The following is a 15,964-nucleotide window of genomic DNA, read 5'->3' on the forward strand; positions in this document are numbered from 1 at the left end:
CTCTAATTGCCGGCTTCGGCAAGGCTGAGCGGACTCAGGCTTTTGATGTTTCTTTTTGGGTATACCATGGCAAAACAGACTTTTTTTGTGACTGGGACAGACACAGATTGTGGTAAGACATTTGTATCCTGTGCACTACTTACGGCAGCCGCGAACCAAGGGATGATAACGCTGGCAATGAAGCCTCTGGCTGCTGGATGCGACGAGACCGCAGACGGACTGCGCAACGAAGATGCACAACAGCTGATGTCGGCGATGACGGCGGATCTGAGCTACGAGCAGGTGAACCCAATTGCGTTACGATCACCGATCGCACCTCATATTGCTGCCGAAGAAGAGTCCAGGCGCCTCTCGGTGAGTCGACTGGCCGGCTTTTGTCAGGGGGTGATGTTATCCAAAGCGGATTTATTGGTGATCGAAGGTGCGGGCGGCTGGCGGGTGCCGCTCAATCAGAGGGAGACGATCGGTGACTTGGCTGCAGAATTACGCGTTCCGGTTATTCTGGTGGTCGGCGTCAAATTAGGATGCATCAGCCATGCCCTATTGACGGCTGAAAGTATTGAGCGTCAGGGCGTTACCATCGCTGGCTGGGTTGCAAATCAGATTGATGGCGATATGTCTCGCGTCGACGAAAATATTCTTATGTTGGAGCGGTCGCTAAAAAGTCCTTGTCTCGGAGTTATACCCTGGCTGGGTGAGCAGGAAGCAGATCGTCGCTTAAGCCAAGCTGCGGGCTGCATAAATTTGACGAAATTGCTCGGTTGATTCGGGCTGGCAGGCGCGGTTACCAGCTTTTGACGCAATGATGGGGTTCGGCTATATCAGATTGTTTTTTGCGCAAAAACGGTATTAAAGTCCCTGTATTCTCCGTCGGAATTGACTGAAAAGTAGACAATATTTTTTTACAATAAGCTCAACTTAAACACGTCAGGAAAATCGTTATGGCTATTGATTCCGTAGCGTCCACTGGCCTGCAGGGAATGCTGCACAGCCAGCAGAGAATGACCAAGGCTGCCAGTGAGATTGCACATCTCAGTGTCGAGACGGCAAATGCCAGTGCATCCACGGCGCCCAATGAACAGCAGAGTGTTCGCGATCATGTGGAGCCGATGCTTGAACTCAAGCAGCAACAGCATGTTTTTGACGCCTCTGCAAAAGTGGTTTCTGTCGCAGACGAGGCTTTGGGAGCGCTTCTCGATACTCGAGCTTAGGCGTACTCCCAGACGGCATTATGATTTCGTCAATGCATTCCCCGGTGACAGCTTCGATCTCGGCACCGGTTTCTGCATCATCTTCGGTTTCTTCTTCTGCCGCACAGGCGTCGGTGTCTAGTGCGCCTTATCCTTCAGCTGTTTCTCAGTCGTTAGGTCAATCTTCTCTCTCTGTGGCAGCGTCTGGAGTTGTGGCTCCGCAAACATCCCAACCTGCAGCGGTCGTGGATTTATCTTCATCTGGTGTGATCATGGGGCAGGGCTCAGGCGCTGCCGAGGTGAGCGCAAATGTTGCCGAGAGTCGTGTGGCCTCATCAGGTGGGTCAGATTCCGTTGGCAGTGCTGGTGGAATGGTTGGTCTCGGGGCGGTTGATACCAGAGAACTGGAACAAGAGCGAGCGGTGATCGATCAGCTGGTGGCGCGCGACCGAGAGGTCAGAGCCCATGAGCAAGCCCATGCTGCAGCAGGTGGACAGCTGACGGGATCGCCATCCTACCAATATGAGCGCGGCCCCGATGGTGTCAGCTATGCAGTTTCCGGAGAGGTAGCAATCGCATTTGCCAAGGTCGCGGGTGATCCCGAGGCAACTTTGCAAAATGCCCGTCGAGTACAGATGGCGGCTTTGGCACCTGCGGATCCGTCACCTCAGGATCGCCAAGTCGCCGCCCAGGCAGCGATTATTGAGAGGGAGGCTCTGCAGGAAATTGCGTCACAATCCTCTGACATCAGAAGCGAAGAATCTGAGGAGGCGTTGCCGTCTGAAGAGCAGGATTCAGTAGCATCTTCTTCGGGTATCGATACCGACACGATGGAGGAGGAGAACAGTTTCGCGGGAATCGATGATTTTCAAAAAGAGGGCTATGAACAGCCGGAGTTGTCGATGAATCCCATTAATATCAATCTGTTGCAACGACTGATCGAAACTGGCGCCGTGGCTCCAGCCACGCCTGTTGGCGGCCTGTTGGATCTGCTTGCCTGAGTAGGGTGTTACCTAAGAGCGGAGTGCTGTACTGTTGGAGATTCCTACAACTGCGGAGTCTTCTCTATGTCTGTCGATCAACCACAGATGTATCCCGACGATCAGGCCCGTGTCGACAAGGTCACTCATTCTGGCGTTAACGCGACGGAGCGCCGGCCCGTTCGTTTGTGGGGATTGTTGGGGGTAATCTGGTTGGTATTGATTGTGATGAGTGGCGTCAGTTACCTGGTTGCTCGCCAGCACGGGGCCGTATAGCGTCCGCTGCCTTTATCAATCGGTTATCCAGCGCAAAGGTTCCCCAAAATCGTCCTTAAGTAACGTTCGGCGTGGTTTGGGGCGTCGTTTAGCTGGCTTCTTCGTGCGCCGCAGTTGCTGCCGACGTTCTTCAATTGCCTGGATCTCCGTCATAACTTGAGTGCGATTTTGGTCTCCACTTCGCTCAATGAACGGGGGCTTGTTGAGAGGCTCGTTACGGCTCCGACCACTTTCTCCTGGCGCATGTTGACTTACCCTGCCACCCTTAGACAGATAGAGGCCGATTTGGGCATCTAATTCCTGGCGAATTTCTTCCTTTGTTTTTACCGGTTTCATAGCTTGGGTAGCAGTTTGACGAACAAAAACGACACTGACTCGGGTATTATGGGCTATTGACAGCAATTTTCCCTGAATATCCGGCGTAAAATTGTATTTTAACGTATCAGAGAGAAGCCACCTCACCAACGGGACACTAATGGAGAAGTATTACATATCCGCCAATGAACTATTGGACGATTCATTCAAATTGGGCATGAAAATCCTGCATAGTGGATTCCGCCCCGATTTTATTGTGGGCGTCTGGCGTGGAGGCACGCCGGTGGGAATCGCCGTGCAAGAAATTATGGAAGTGTGTGGCATTACAGCGGACCATATTGCAATTCGAACCGCCTCTTACATTGGCATCGGCAAGAGAACGAAAGAGGTCGAGGTTCATGGCCTGGATTATCTTTTAGAGCGGCTGCGCTCAGAGCATAGTTTGTTGATTGTCGACGACGTATTCGATTCGGGACTGAGTATTAATGCCATTATTCGCACGTTGCACGAGCGACTTGGGGACAATACTCCGGGTGTCATCCGTTCGGCAACGCCATGGTATAAGCCCGGCAACAACAAAACCGATACCCTGCCAGATTACTATCTTTATGAAACCGATCAGTGGCTGGTTTTTCCCCATGAGATTGATGGCCTGACGGAGGAAGAGATCGCTCTTCACAAGCCGGAAGTGGCCGAGTTGATGAAAAGTTATCGCTCAAAGAGTTCCAATTAACGTCCGATATCCTCTGTGAACATCGGATTATTCATTTCCCTTCTCATAAGTGTAAGCCGCCCGTTTGTGTATGTAACCTCCAAGCATGCGGGCTGCTTTGAACTGCCTCCCCTTAAACTGTAAAAAAACAATTATTTCTGACTGCTACCGGTGGCAGTTTTGTCGGCTCATATTTTTGCCAAGACCAATCGCTTTTTGATTCCCAGGCTTGCGCCTATTGATTTTGTGCGCTGATGTTTCGTGCGCCAAAAAATAGTGTGCTAGTGATAAATATTTGTTGAAAGTTTATAACGGAATGTTATTCTATCTGAGAATTACTATCATTAGTATTTGATGTGTCTTTGTTGGAGTTGTTAGCAGCAAATGGAAGCGGTAGAAAATATTCTTTCAGCGGGTGGACCAATTGTTTATCTGCTGTTGTTTTTGTCGTTGGGTGTTGTGACTTGCGCGTTTTACAAGCTCTGGACTTTTTTTGCGTGCGGTTTATTTGGTCAGCGATATCTGCGCGCGAGCGAAAAGTTTATTCAGGCATGGAAATCGGGCAAGCGTGAGGAAGCGACTCACTATTTGGAGGATGGACAGCATCCTGTTTCTCGTCTCCAGTATTATGCGGCTCAAAGGGTCGGTGAAAACCAGTTGCATGGTCAGTCATTAGTCGACGACGTCAATCGCTATGGCATGGTGCTGTTGGCTGATTTGAGAAGTGGTTTGCGGCCCTTGGAAGTGATTGCCTCTTTGGCCCCATTGATTGGCTTACTGGGGACTGTGCTTGGAATGATCGCAGCCTTTCAGGCGATGGAATCTGCGGGTAAGCAAGTCGATCCCTCGGTTTTGTCGGGCGGCATCTGGCAGGCGCTGTTAACGACGGCCGTGGGGCTTGTCGTGGCTATCCCTGCAAACCTATTGTTCAACTGGTTTGATCGGAAGGCAGAGGTATGTGGCTTGGCGATGGCCGATCATCTGGCTCAGTTCATGGCGTTAGTCGCTGCAGACTCTGAGACGCAGAAAGTTTTGGAATACCCTCGCCCCAGAGCAATTTCTTAGGTTGGCGACATGAATCCTTCGGGTAGCATGCTGGCAGCGGCCGGCAGTAGGCGTAGAGCTGTCATAAGCCTTACACCGTTGATCGATGTGGTTTTTATACTGTTATTGTTTTTTATGCTGACGTCGACCTTCTCGCGCTATTTTGCTCAAGAACTCTCTGCTGCGGTTGCTGCTGAGTCGAGTTCAGTGGCTCAGGATGTCGAGCCGCTGGTGCTTGAGGTTCTGCCAAATGGCATTCTTCGCGCCGAGGGGGACGAGTTTCCTCGAGACAGTTTGCGCTTTTCTGAAATGCTGCAAATCTGGCTTAAGGATCAACGTTCTCTTCTCGTGCGCCCAGAAGCGACCGTCAGTGTTCAAGATGTTATTACCGTGATGGACGAATTGGCATCCCGTGGCGTTGCCTCTGTTAATTTATTGGAATCTTTTGGTGGGGAGCCTGCAAGTTGATGTTTTCGGGGAGCTCGCCATGGTTGGCAAGTGGACGTAAGTCATCGAGTGACGATGACAGCATGATTCCTTTGATCAACATTGTATTTTTAATGCTGGTGTTCTTTATGGTCGCCGGCAAGGTTGCCAGTCAGGATGGTATCGACTTTGATGCGCCAGACAGCCATTCCGAGAAACTGATTGAAGATGAAAGTCACGTTATCGCTTTAACCGCGAACCGACAGCTTCGCATCGACGGCGAGTTGGTGGAATCGGTAACGGGTTCTGATCTTCTCAGTCGTTTTTCAAGCGAACTGAATTTGGATGGCGATCCCGGAAGCATTCAAAATGAAAGGGTTCAGCCGCACGTCTTGTTGAAGGTCGACGCAGGTTTGCCAGCATCGGTATTAGATCCTCTCCTTCTGGCGCTCAAAGAAGCAAATATTCAGCAAGTGACTTTGGTCGTTGAAGCGTCAGCTGAAGGGTAGTTATGAGTCGTCCAGGATTGTGGTTTGTCAGTTTTATTGGCGCCTGTTTATTGCATGGTGCAGCAGCTTTCGCGCTCTTTTATAGCGAACGAGAGATCGATGGTGCCCAAGGTGCCGGAGAGGGCGGATTGACGGTCGGGCTCGGAATGGTTGGCTCTTTCGCTGATGCTGCGGAGCAAACTGGGCGGGACGCCGAAGAGACTCTGGTTGAGGAGCCTGTACCCGTGCCGGTCGCCGCAGAGGATCCGCAGCCGGAGCCAGAATCCATTCCTGAAGTCGCTGTAGAACCTGATATAAAGCCTGAGCCTGTAAAAGAGGCTCCAGTAGAAAAGCCAAAGGTGGCTCTCGAGGAGTTGCCAACGCCGGTCCTGACTCAGCTGAAGCCAAATCTCGTTCTGCCCAAGGAAGAAAAGCAAGAGGCTGTCGCGCCACCAAAGCCAAAAGCCGTCGTGGCAAAGGTTGATGAAAAATCTCACCAGGATACACCCAAGCCCAAGCAAGAGAGTCAGTCGACCTCTTCACAGGCAATGCGTAAAGCTTCTGGATCAAGTCGTGATAATAGCAGTGGTGGTCGTTCAGGGAATGTCCAGGGATATTACTCTGAATTGATGGCTTGGTTGAATCGTTTCAAGGATTACCCGGGCGAGTTGAAGAAGCAAAAGATTCAGGGGACTGTCGTTATTAAATTTACCATTGATCAAGATGGCAGGGTGCTGTCCTCAGGTATCCAGAAGAGCTCTGGCTATCCTCAGCTCGATGATGCCGCGCGAAAGATGTTAGCAGCCGCTGATCCCGTGCCTGCAATACCCAAAAAAATGAAGCGAGAGCGACTGACTCTGGCCATTCCCGTGGAATATTCATTACGAACGGAATAAATTAAGTGGAGAGTAAGCCCATGAAAAATGAAAGCCAAAATACATCACGAGTTGTTCTTAAGCCTACGAGTCTTAGACATGGCATGCGAAAGAAATCCCCGGTCCTAACAAGTAGTGCGTTGGCTCTGGGAATTTCAACGGTTATCGGCAGCGGTCATCTTTATGCTCAAGACGAGGAAGAGACGATTATGCTCGATACGATGAGTATTGAAGATCGTACTCTCGACACCAATCCTTATGCGACTCCTGGAGCTCCCTACAAAGCGGAAGTCTCTGGTGATAGTCGTCACGTTAAAAAGCTGGCAGATACGCCACAAACCATTAGTGTTTTAACTCAGGAAGAGATTAAGGACTCTGGTAAGACCGATTTGAAGGATGTTCTCGCTGCGCAGCCTGGCATTACGTTGGGTACGGGGGAAAACGGCAACGCGTTCGGCGATCGTTACGTTATTCGAGGTCACGAAGCTCGCAGTGATGTGTTTGTTGATGGATTGCGTGATCCTGGTATGACAACGCGGGAGAGTTTTGCGGTAGAACAGGTGGAAATTACCAAAGGGCCAAGTTCTACGTTTGCCGGCCGAGGTTCAACCGGCGGAGCGGTAAACAGCATCACCAAACAGGCGAGTACAGACTATAACTTCAACAAAGCAGAAGGCGGATTGGGCACTGACGAATATCGCCGTATCACCGTGGATAGCAATTACCGATTAACAGATTCCGCTGCTGTACGTGTCAATTTACTGCACGCGTATGAAGAAGTGCCTGATCGCGGTCCCGCCGATCGCGAGCGTAACGGAATTGCGCTTTCCGGTGCCTTTGATGCTTCCGACAAGCTCAAATTAATTGCCGATTACTACTATCTTAAAGCAGAAGATAATCCAGATTTGGGCAGCTACATCGATCGGGATACCGGGCATGCTAATGCCGACATTCCTGTCTACGTTCAAAAGCAGGATTTTCTCGATTCCGACGTTGAGACCTATACCTTCCGCGTTGACTATGAGTTTTCTGAGCTGCTGAGTCTGTCAAACGCCTCTCGTTACGGAACAACCGATAATGGTTATGTGGTGACTGGCGCGAGCGGCACCACAGATCTTTTAACCAACACACCAACAATTTCGCTAAGTACTCATCAAGGCTGGCAGGAAGTTGAATACTTTGCCAATCAGACCAACGTGTACTTCGATACCGAATTGGGTGGCATGGAAAATCAGTTTGTTTTCAGTGCGGAATTTACCAAACACGATGTGTTGAATGGCGCCTATGACGTTGAAAACGTGGGAGCAACAAACTGTGTTACCAGTGGTCGCGGCGGTGAAAGCCCTAACTACTGTATTATTGATGCTAATGGCAATGAGGTGGCGAATATCGATTCGCTGATGGGGCGGAGTATTTCGAAAGGCGCTTGGGATTCTGATTACTCTATTGAAACTTGGTCGCTATCTGTTATGGATACCATCGACCTCAATGATCAGTGGAGCGTTTTTTTAGGTCTTCGTGCGGATGATTTTGACTACAGCAATGATGTCTATCAACGAGGTGCCGATGTCCCAACGAATTTTAGTTATTCCGATACGCTTTGGAATGGTCATGCTGGACTTGTCTTTAACATAAGCGACGGCGCCAACGTTTATTTTACCTACAGCACATCTGCCAATATTAATGGTGGCGAGTCTGATGTCGGTGGAACATGCGGCTATGGTGGTATTTGTGGTGATGAGACCCTGGTTGGGAACAGCAAGCCGGAAAAAACTGAAAACATTGAACTGGGTACCAAGTGGGAGTTGTTCGACGACAAGCTGTTGGCGACTGCGGCAGTGTTCCAGATTACCAAAGATGATGTAATGGAAGGCGCTGACTATGAGACGACCGGTACTCTGAATACGGGTAAGAATCGTGTTAAAGGTGTTGAAGTATCTTTGGTTGGTAATATCACCGATAGTTTAAGTACTCAATTTGGCGCGTCACTGATGAACGCGGAAATCCTCGATTCTTTCGATAACGGTACAAATACGACGACCGACAACGCTGGTAATGTCTCGGTTACCGAAGATGTTCGTGGCCGTACTCTGGCGAATTTTGCGGATAAAAGCCTTTATTGGCAGCTGCGTTATCAGTTATCGTCAGCGTTTGCTTTTGGTGCGACTGCGACTTATTCCAGTGAGGTTTACGTTGGCCAGCCAGATTCCGCTGCGAACGAAGATTTGAGTGTTCCAAGTTATACGGTGTACGATTTCTTCGCGACCTATGACTTTACGCCCAAATTCAGCGCTCGGTTAAACGTTGGTAATGTCACCGATAAGGATTACTACCTTACAGCCTACCGCAGTGGTTCATTTGCCTATATTGGCGATCGTCGTAATGCCCAGTTGAGTCTCAGCTACGAGTTCTGATAGGTTTACAGAGGTCAAGCGGTTCCCGTCCTGGCGCCTGCGGGTGTCATGACGGGAACCGCCATTGTAATTATCGGAAATACTGCCCTATATGTCTGGTTCTGCGCCGACTCATCTACACGGCTATCCAGCCAAGCTTGATCATATTCCCCGGGAAATTCTGTCTGCACAGGATTATGAGCGGGTTGCTCAGCAGTTTCTGCCTGAGCCGATATGGGCGTATATCACGGGTGGCTCTGGCGCCGATCTGGGGGTTTCGCGTAACCGTAAGGCGTTGCAACGCTGGCAGATTCAGCCCCGAGTGTTGGTGGATATGTCCTCTGCCTCCAGCGATTTAACTCTGTTTGGGCAAGGGTATTCGCATCCGTTTATTCTCGGCCCGTTGGCTTATCAAACACTGGTTCATCCCGCAGGCGAGGTAGCGACCGCACAAGGTGCTGCTGCACTCGATGCCTGTATGACCATCAGTACGCTGTCGGGCATTGCTCTGGAATCCATTGTCTCCGCAGCTGATCGCACCTGGTTTCAACTCTATTGCCAGCCTCAGTGGCAGGATACAATCTCGTTACTGGCGCGGGCCGAAGCCGCGGGCTGTCAGGCGATTGTTGTGACGGTAGATGTGCCTGTGCAGGCAATGCGCTATAGCATTCAACGTTCGGGATTTGCTTTACCGAAAGGCGTGGTTGCCGCCAATTTGTCGTCCTTCTCGCCGTCGTCAGTTTCGAATCTTCCTGAGGATTCAAGTCCAGTTTTTCAGGGAGTTATGGCTGGGGCTCCAACTTGGGAAACCATCGCCCGCCTGCGTGATGAAACAAGATTGCCGCTGCTGATAAAAGGCATCTTGCATCCGGAAGACGCCATCAAAGCGAAATCAATAGGCATTGATGGGGTCGTAGTTTCTAACCACGGTGGGCGCGCTTTGGATGACTACCCGGCTGCATTGGACTGTCTACCCGCCATCAGAAGCGCCGTGGGTAGGGAATTTACTCTGTTGTGCGATAGTGGTATTCGCAGCGGTTCCGATGCGTTTAAAGCGCTGGCACTAGGAGCCAATGCCGTCATGTTAGGGCGTCCGCAAGTGTATGCTTTATCGGTGGCCGGTGCTTTGGGTGTGGCGCATTTACTGCGAACGCTGGTTGAAGAGTTGCATGTGGTTATGAGTCTTGCCGGTACGCCTAAGCTCACTGAAATAAGTCCTGAAAGAGTTTTAAGAGCGGAACATCCATGTTGATAACGATCGAACGCCTGCTGTCGCCAGAAGAGGTAAAACTGTATTTGGCGAAGCTCGCGAGCGCTCAGTGGCAAGCTGGGCGACTGTCAGCGGGCGCCGTTGCGTCAAAGGTTAAATCCAACGAACAGCTTGATGATCGGCAGCCGATTGCCGAAGAGTTGCGTAACCAGATATTGTCCCGATTGGGGCAGCATCCTCAATTTATCTCGGCGGCGCTGCCGAAAACGATTTATCCTCCCAAGTTTAACTGCTACCGCAATGGTGGCACTTATGGTGTGCATGTTGATGGGTCTGTAATGGGGCTCCCTTCCTCGGGCCATTATATGCGGACAGATTTGTCCGCGACGCTGTTTCTTACGGCGCCGGAATCTTACGATGGTGGCGTACTGACGATCGAAACGGCGTTTGGGGTACAGGAGGTAAAATTAGAAGCGGGTGACATGGTGCTTTATCCCTCGAGCAGCTTGCATCAGGTGACTCCGGTGACACGGGGCGAACGGATTTGCGCTTTTTTCTGGATTCAAAGCATGGTGAGAGAGCCCGATCAGAGAACCTTACTCTTCGACCTGGACTCAAGTATTCAGCAGCTCACTCTCGAGCGAGGCTCAGATGATGCTGAGGTGACCCGCCTTTCAGGCATATATCACAACCTATTACGGCAGTGGGCTGACTGCTAAGCCGTCTGTCGAGTGGCGCTCTTAAATTCACTCAGTGTTTTTCAGTTTTCCATACTCTCCGGAGAAGCTTCGTCGGATAACTGTATGATGCTTGACCAACCCCTGTGCTTCCGATAGTATTCTTGACCAATTGGTCAGATAAATAGGCGTTGCCACGTAGCGCGCCAAATCCACATCGCCCAACCTATCTCTGAATCGTTGTATTACCGCGATATTCAGTGATCTGTTTTATCATGATTTCCCTATGGGTGGTTGTTCAGACAGCCTCCTGTGTTCTGCTCAGAGAGATAGTGGCGAAGTTCTTGCTCCTTTTAATGTTTGGGGCATTTACCTCGCCATTCTTAATTTCCAGATCCACCTGACTCAATAGTATCTGTCGATACAGGATTGGCTCGGGAGGTATTCTCTGCTGCAACCAAGGAATCTGTGATGACAGCGTCAGTTCTGCCTCCGGGCGTCTTTTGTTCCCATGGTCCTCGAGCTTTGCGACTCACTGAAATTGGACCCTTGCAGGGAATATCGCTCGCGGTGAAAGACTTGTTCCATCTGCGCGGTGAACGGAATACTGCAGGTAATCCAGCCTGGTGGGAGAGTCACGGGCCCGCCGAAACAACCGCTCTTGCGCTGCAAAAACTGCTGGATGCCGGTGCGGAATTCGTGGGATTCACCCATACGGATGAGCTTGCCTATGCCCTACAAGGGAGCAATTTTCATTACGGTACTGCTGAAAATCCTAGGGTCCCCGGCCATGTCTGTGGCGGTTCCAGCATGGGATCTGCCGCGGCTGTTGCTGCAGGTCTTGCTGATGCGGCTTTGGGCACAGACACCGGAGGCTCGGTCAGAGTACCGGCATCCTATTGCGGCCTGTTCGGCATGCGACCAACTCACGGGGTCGTGTCGTCGGAAGGTTTGATTCCATTGGCGCCCCCCTTTGATACAGTGGGGTGGTTCACTCGCAATGTGCCTCTCTTGCAAACCATTGGTGAGCGACTTTTGCCACCTGATGATGACTTTGACTCGCCTCGAACGGCCGTTTTATGTCGTCCGCTATGGGCGTTTGCGGACCTTCAGATTCAATCTACGTTTTTTGAGAAGGTGCTACCGGTTTTGCACTCTCATTTTTCCAGCGTCGAAGATCTGCCTATTCCCGAGGCTTCTATGTTAGATCAGTTGGGCGAGAGTTTTCGCGTTTTGCAGGGGGCGGCCATTGCGAGCACCCACGGTGACTGGCTAAGGAAGAATGTGGAACACTTTGAGCCCGCGATTGCACAGCGAATTCATATGGCATTGGATTTACAGGATGCTGAAATCGATGCCGCACAAGAGGTGCGATTGCGCTGGCAGGGAGAGTTACAAGCGTGGCTTGCTGATCGCGACTGTGTACTGTTGTTACCGAGCACTGCAACTACCGCACCGGCGATGGGTGCAGATCAATCGGCATTGCGAGGAAGATTACTGCAGTTGACATCCGTGGCGGGCCTTTGGGGGGCGCCACAATGTCACCTGCCTGCCTTCACACTATCTGAAAGCGACGGTGAGATGAGTCATGAAAAACCGTCGGGTTTTTCGGTGATGATGCGCCCGGGTTGTGATCGACAGTTGTTGAAGTTAGTGAATGAGCTCGATTCTGTTTTTAATGAATAATAAGGTGTTACAGAAATAATGATGAAAAAAGACAATACACTGGCCTTTACCGCGCCGCATTACCTGGCGACAGAAGCGGGGCTCGATATCCTCCGCAAAGGTGGCTCCGCGGTTGAGGCTATGGTCGCCGCAGCGGCGATGATCACAGTCGTCTACCCACACATGAATGCGATTGGCGGTGACAGTTTCTGGCTGATTTCCGATGATTCAGACACTGTGCCGAGAGCGTTGGATGCCTGTGGGCGCAGTGCCTCATCACTGCCTGAGCACTATTTTCACGGCGACGCATTGCCAACGCGAGGCGGTATCAGTGCGATCAATCAAGCGGGCACGCTGAGGGGGTGGCAGGCAGCGTTGGACGCAGAGCCCGACCGTAAATTCAGTCTGTCCGAACTGCTTCAGCCAGCTATTTCTGTTGCAAGCTCGGGGTTTACCGTGACCGAGAGTATGCAGGCGGCGTGTGAAAAGCTGTTTTCCGTTGATGCCCGTAACGATCACTTTCGTCAACTTTATGAGCCTCAGCAGTTGCCGTTGTCGGCAGGCACATTGTTTCGTAACCCTGATCTGGCGCAGACCTTCCATCAACTCGGTGAGCGGGGAATTGATGATTTCTATACCGGAGAATTAGCTCGCCGAATCTTTGCAACGCTTCAGGCACAAGGCAGCCCGCTGTCTATGCAAGATTTGGCGGCTACTCAGGCGATCTGGGTTACGCCTCAGCAAGTCTCAATCGAGGGGGCGACCTTATACAATATGCCGGCGCCAACGCAGGGTACTGCATCGCTACTGATCTTGGCTATCGCCGATCGTTTGCGCAAGCAGGTGAAAAAAGAAGCTGATTGGGTGCATCTGTTGGTGGAGTCTACGAAACGCGCATTTTTGTTGCGAGATGCCAACATTACCGACCCTGCGTCTGTGCCTGATAGCTATACAGAATTGCTCTCCAACACTCAGATCGAGCGAGAGGCTGGCGTCATCAATTTAGCAAAAGCCGCTGACTGGCCTCAAGACGCCAGGCACGGTGATACGATCTGGATGGGTGCCCGAGACGCCAAGGGACAAATGGTCAGTTTTATTCAGAGTATCTACTGGGAATTTGGCGCGGGCATCGTTATCGAAGATGGAGGCTTTGTCTGGAACAATCGCGGCGCTGGCTTTTCTGCCGACCCGTCTCACATCAATGCCATTGCGCCATCCAAAAAGCCTTTTCATACCCTCAACCCCGCGTACGCGCAATTTAATGATGGTCGCCGTTTGACCTACGGCACTATGGGGGGGGAGGGACAGCCTCAGACTCAAGCCGCGGTTTTTTCTCGTTATGCGTGGCGGGGGCTGTCACTGGCAGACTCGATTGCCGCCGGGCGTTGGTTGCTTGGCCGTACCTGGGGAGATGTTTCCAACAACCTCAAGGTTGAAGCGGATCTCGCCGGGGAAATTGGAGATTCATTGACGGCATTGGGACACGAGTGGGTCGAAGTTCCCGCCTGTACAGAGCTAATGGGCCACGCAGGAGCCATTGTTTGTGATACAACACATGTGTTGGAAGCTGCCACTGATCCACGGTCAGATGGCGCAGCCAGCATTCTTTAACATTTTTAAGAGATACCCTATTGATGTCTGAATTGATTGAAGCCTGGCCAATTTTTCTGGCGCTGGCAATTACTGGTGTGTGTGCGGGGATTTTGGCGGGATTGTTGGGAGTGGGCGGCGGCATTGTCATTGTGCCCGTACTCTACTTTCTGTTGCAGTCGTTTAATGTCAGTCCGGAAAGCGCGATGGCAATTGCCACTGCAACATCCCTTGCGACGATTGTTCCCACATCGATTTCTTCCATTACCGCTCACTATCGCAAAGGCAATCTGGACATGTCCATTTTGCGACTGTGGACGGGCTTTATTCTGGTGGCTTCCATTGCGGGCAGCTTGCTGGCAAGTAATATCCATGGCGATATTCTTACGATTATGTTCGGTGTCATTGCCGTAATGGTCAGTTTGAACATGCTGTTTCGAGCCGGGGCTCCGGCAATGGTGGAAGGACTTCCGGGAACATTAGGCCAGAGTATTATGGCCATCGCTGTTGGAGGTTTATCCGTCATGATTGGTATCGGCGGAGGGACGCTGGGTGTTCCTCTCTTGACGGCATTCAATGTTGCTGCACACCGAGCCGTCGGCACTGCGGCCGCGTTTGGACTGACCATCGCCCTGCCTGGGGTCATCACGCTGTTGTTGTTTGGTGAAAGCCCCGCAGATGCGCCGGTTGGTACATGGGGACTTGTGAATTTGCCTGCCTTTATCGCCATCGTACCCCTGACGGTTATTTTTGCCCCAATCGGCGCAAAAATTGGCGCAATGCTCGATCAGAAGCAACTGAAAAAAGCCTTTGCTGCAGTTCTGTTTGTGACAGGCACACGGATGTTGCTGCAAACATTGTCCACGTAATTTGAGGATGTTCTGATGCAAGAGAAAATTGATATCAACACGTTAAATCCTCCTCAGAGGTTGTTGATGGGGCCGGGTCCGATTAATGCCGATCCACGAGTACTTCGGGCCATGTCCGCTCAGCTTATCGGTCAATATGACCCCGCGATGACGGGGTTTATGAATCAGACGATGGCGCGCTACCGCGAAGTCTTTCAAACGCAAAACGACTGGACGCTGTTAATCGACGGCACATCCCGAGCAGGCATAGAAGCCGTTCTGATTTCAGCATTACGCCCAGGTGACAAAGTACTGATTCCGGTGATGGGCCGATTTGGACATCTTCTGGCAGAGATTGCCCAGCGGGCGAGAGCTGAAGTTCATACGATCGATATCCCCTGGGGGGAAGTCTGTCCGCCCGAGCGAATTGAAGAAGCGATTAAGCGGGTTCAGCCACGTATGCTGGCGACGGTTCAGGGCGACACGTCGACCACAATGAATCAACCGTTGGCAGACCTGGGTGACATTTGTCGCCGTCACGATGTTTTATTCTATTGTGATGCTACCGCTTCCATTGGCGGTAACGAATTACTTGCGGACGAATGGCAACTCGATGCAGTCTCTGTAGGCTTGCAAAAGTGTCTCGGAGGACCCTCTGGGTCCGCTCCGGTTACGCTCGGTCCACGTTATGTGGAGTGGGTTCGTAAGCGCCGTCATATTGAGGCAGGTATTCGCACTCAAGATCATGATGAAGGGCGTGAGCCTGTCATTGCGTCGAATTATTTTGATATCCCGATGATTCTTGATTACTGGGGTGAAGAGCGTCTAAACCACCACACGGAAGCGACCAGTATGCTGTATTGTGCTGCTGAGTGCGCGCGTTTACTTATTCAAGAAGGCGTTGGAAACGCTGTTGCCCGTCATAAATTGCATGGGGATGCCATGTTGTGCGGATTGCAGGCAATGGGTTTAAAACCCTATGGCGACCTGCGCTATAAAATGAACAATGTCGTCGGGGTTTATATTCCCGACAGTGTTGACGGTGATGCCGTTCGCACTCAAATGCTCAATGACTTCAGTATTGAAATCGGCACGTCTTTTGGCCCTCTGCACGGAAAAATCTGGCGAATTGGGACTATGGGATACAACGCTCGTAAAGACGCTGTGCTCACGACCTTGGCTTGCTTGGATGCCTGTTTACAAGCAAATGGATATCGCGGGCCGAAAGGCGAAGCCACCATTGAGGCGTTGCGGTTCTACGCCCAGGAGTCCTGA

Annotated in this window: 17 protein-coding genes; 16 read left to right on the forward strand and 1 reads right to left on the reverse strand. The window is 51.3% G+C overall.

From position 1 onward, the window contains the following. Positions 1–66: 66 nt before the first annotated feature. From bioD to ACXAFR_RS18945, 4 genes are all read left to right on the forward strand, one after another. A complete protein-coding gene (bioD, locus tag ACXAFR_RS18930) occupies positions 67–765 on the forward strand; it encodes a dethiobiotin synthase (protein WP_475179633.1) in 699 nt (232 codons plus the stop codon). Positions 766–941: 176 nt separating this feature from the next. Then, the gene (locus ACXAFR_RS18935; RefSeq protein ID WP_475179637.1) at positions 942–1,211 is read left to right on the forward strand and encodes a hypothetical protein; all 270 of its coding nucleotides are present in this window, start codon (positions 942–944) and stop codon (positions 1,209–1,211) included. 44 nt (positions 1,212–1,255) lie between these two features. Further along, a complete protein-coding gene (locus tag ACXAFR_RS18940; protein ID WP_475179639.1) occupies positions 1,256–2,191 on the forward strand; it encodes a putative metalloprotease CJM1_0395 family protein in 936 nt (311 codons plus the stop codon). Positions 2,192–2,257: 66 nt separating this feature from the next. Then, a complete protein-coding gene (locus tag ACXAFR_RS18945; protein WP_475179640.1) occupies positions 2,258–2,446 on the forward strand; it encodes a DUF3094 family protein in 189 nt (62 codons plus the stop codon). A 15-nt stretch (positions 2,447–2,461) separates the two neighbouring features. On the opposite strand, the gene ACXAFR_RS18950 is transcribed toward ACXAFR_RS18945, so the two are convergent. Continuing rightward, a complete protein-coding gene (locus tag ACXAFR_RS18950; protein WP_475179642.1) occupies positions 2,462–2,908 on the reverse strand; it encodes a hypothetical protein in 447 nt (148 codons plus the stop codon). Positions 2,909–2,921: 13 nt separating this feature from the next. Here ACXAFR_RS18950 and ACXAFR_RS18955 point away from each other — a divergent pair, with 13 nt between their 5' ends. The 12 genes from ACXAFR_RS18955 (at position 2,922) to ACXAFR_RS19010 (ending at position 15,964) form a co-directional block, all read left to right on the forward strand. Continuing rightward, a complete protein-coding gene (locus ACXAFR_RS18955) occupies positions 2,922–3,494 on the forward strand; it encodes a phosphoribosyltransferase (RefSeq protein WP_475179644.1) in 573 nt (190 codons plus the stop codon). Between the two features lie 363 nt (positions 3,495–3,857). Continuing rightward, positions 3,858–4,538, forward strand: a complete 681-nt coding sequence (locus ACXAFR_RS18960; protein ID WP_475179645.1) for a MotA/TolQ/ExbB proton channel family protein — start codon at positions 3,858–3,860, stop codon at positions 4,536–4,538. A 9-nt stretch (positions 4,539–4,547) separates the two neighbouring features. Next, positions 4,548–4,985 carry an ExbD/TolR family protein gene (locus ACXAFR_RS18965; protein ID WP_475179647.1) on the forward strand — a complete coding sequence of 146 codons (438 nt, stop codon included), beginning with the start codon at positions 4,548–4,550 and terminating at the stop codon, positions 4,983–4,985. Next, positions 4,985–5,452, forward strand: coding sequence for an ExbD/TolR family protein (locus tag ACXAFR_RS18970; protein ID WP_475179648.1), 468 nt, complete (start codon positions 4,985–4,987; stop codon positions 5,450–5,452). Before ACXAFR_RS18965 ends, ACXAFR_RS18970 begins: the two co-directional genes overlap by 1 nt. Positions 5,453–5,454: 2 nt before the next feature. Next, entirely contained in the window at positions 5,455–6,327 is an 873-nt protein-coding gene (locus ACXAFR_RS18975) for a TonB family protein (RefSeq protein WP_475179650.1), read from the forward strand. Between the two features lie 83 nt (positions 6,328–6,410). Next, positions 6,411–8,720 (forward strand): TonB-dependent receptor, encoded by a 2,310-nt coding sequence (locus ACXAFR_RS18980; RefSeq protein ID WP_475179652.1) that lies wholly within the window; start codon positions 6,411–6,413, stop codon positions 8,718–8,720. A 91-nt stretch (positions 8,721–8,811) separates the two neighbouring features. After that, the gene (locus tag ACXAFR_RS18985; protein ID WP_475179653.1) at positions 8,812–9,951 is read left to right on the forward strand and encodes an alpha-hydroxy acid oxidase; all 1,140 of its coding nucleotides are present in this window, start codon (positions 8,812–8,814) and stop codon (positions 9,949–9,951) included. Next, positions 9,945–10,628 (forward strand): Fe2+-dependent dioxygenase, encoded by a 684-nt coding sequence (locus ACXAFR_RS18990; RefSeq protein ID WP_475179655.1) that lies wholly within the window; start codon positions 9,945–9,947, stop codon positions 10,626–10,628. The genes ACXAFR_RS18985 and ACXAFR_RS18990 overlap by 7 nt, the downstream gene beginning before the upstream one ends. Before the next feature lie 429 nt (positions 10,629–11,057). Next, on the forward strand, positions 11,058–12,272 hold the full coding sequence (locus ACXAFR_RS18995; RefSeq protein ID WP_475179657.1) for an amidase family protein: 1,215 nt from the start codon (positions 11,058–11,060) through the stop codon (positions 12,270–12,272). An 18-nt stretch (positions 12,273–12,290) separates the two neighbouring features. Then, on the forward strand, positions 12,291–13,862 hold the full coding sequence (locus ACXAFR_RS19000; protein WP_475179659.1) for a gamma-glutamyltransferase family protein: 1,572 nt from the start codon (positions 12,291–12,293) through the stop codon (positions 13,860–13,862). A 23-nt stretch (positions 13,863–13,885) separates the two neighbouring features. Further along, positions 13,886–14,710 (forward strand): sulfite exporter TauE/SafE family protein, encoded by an 825-nt coding sequence (locus ACXAFR_RS19005; protein WP_475179661.1) that lies wholly within the window; start codon positions 13,886–13,888, stop codon positions 14,708–14,710. A 15-nt stretch (positions 14,711–14,725) separates the two neighbouring features. Beyond that, the gene (locus ACXAFR_RS19010; RefSeq protein ID WP_475179664.1) at positions 14,726–15,964 is read left to right on the forward strand and encodes a pyridoxal-phosphate-dependent aminotransferase family protein; all 1,239 of its coding nucleotides are present in this window, start codon (positions 14,726–14,728) and stop codon (positions 15,962–15,964) included.

The sequence above is a fragment of the Pseudomaricurvus sp. ABR4_320 genome, from assembly GCF_056159445.1.

Coding starts and splice junctions, on each gene's coding strand:
- ACXAFR_RS18985 (WP_475179653.1), top strand. CDS start 8,812: ATGTCTGGTTCTGCGCCGACTCATCTACACGGCTATCCAGCCAAGCTT.
- ACXAFR_RS18955 (WP_475179644.1), top strand. CDS start 2,922: ATGGAGAAGTATTACATATCCGCCAATGAACTATTGGACGATTCATTC.
- ACXAFR_RS19005 (WP_475179661.1), top strand. CDS start 13,886: ATGTCTGAATTGATTGAAGCCTGGCCAATTTTTCTGGCGCTGGCAATT.
- ACXAFR_RS18990 (WP_475179655.1), top strand. CDS start 9,945: ATGTTGATAACGATCGAACGCCTGCTGTCGCCAGAAGAGGTAAAACTG.
- ACXAFR_RS18980 (WP_475179652.1), top strand. CDS start 6,411: ATGCGAAAGAAATCCCCGGTCCTAACAAGTAGTGCGTTGGCTCTGGGA.
- ACXAFR_RS18995 (WP_475179657.1), top strand. CDS start 11,058: ATGACAGCGTCAGTTCTGCCTCCGGGCGTCTTTTGTTCCCATGGTCCT.
- ACXAFR_RS18960 (WP_475179645.1), top strand. CDS start 3,858: ATGGAAGCGGTAGAAAATATTCTTTCAGCGGGTGGACCAATTGTTTAT.
- bioD (WP_475179633.1), top strand. CDS start 67: ATGGCAAAACAGACTTTTTTTGTGACTGGGACAGACACAGATTGTGGT.
- ACXAFR_RS19010 (WP_475179664.1), top strand. CDS start 14,726: ATGCAAGAGAAAATTGATATCAACACGTTAAATCCTCCTCAGAGGTTG.
- ACXAFR_RS18975 (WP_475179650.1), top strand. CDS start 5,455: ATGAGTCGTCCAGGATTGTGGTTTGTCAGTTTTATTGGCGCCTGTTTA.
- ACXAFR_RS18935 (WP_475179637.1), top strand. CDS start 942: ATGGCTATTGATTCCGTAGCGTCCACTGGCCTGCAGGGAATGCTGCAC.
- ACXAFR_RS18965 (WP_475179647.1), top strand. CDS start 4,548: ATGAATCCTTCGGGTAGCATGCTGGCAGCGGCCGGCAGTAGGCGTAGA.
- ACXAFR_RS18945 (WP_475179640.1), top strand. CDS start 2,258: ATGTCTGTCGATCAACCACAGATGTATCCCGACGATCAGGCCCGTGTC.
- ACXAFR_RS18970 (WP_475179648.1), top strand. CDS start 4,985: ATGTTTTCGGGGAGCTCGCCATGGTTGGCAAGTGGACGTAAGTCATCG.
- ACXAFR_RS19000 (WP_475179659.1), top strand. CDS start 12,291: ATGATGAAAAAAGACAATACACTGGCCTTTACCGCGCCGCATTACCTG.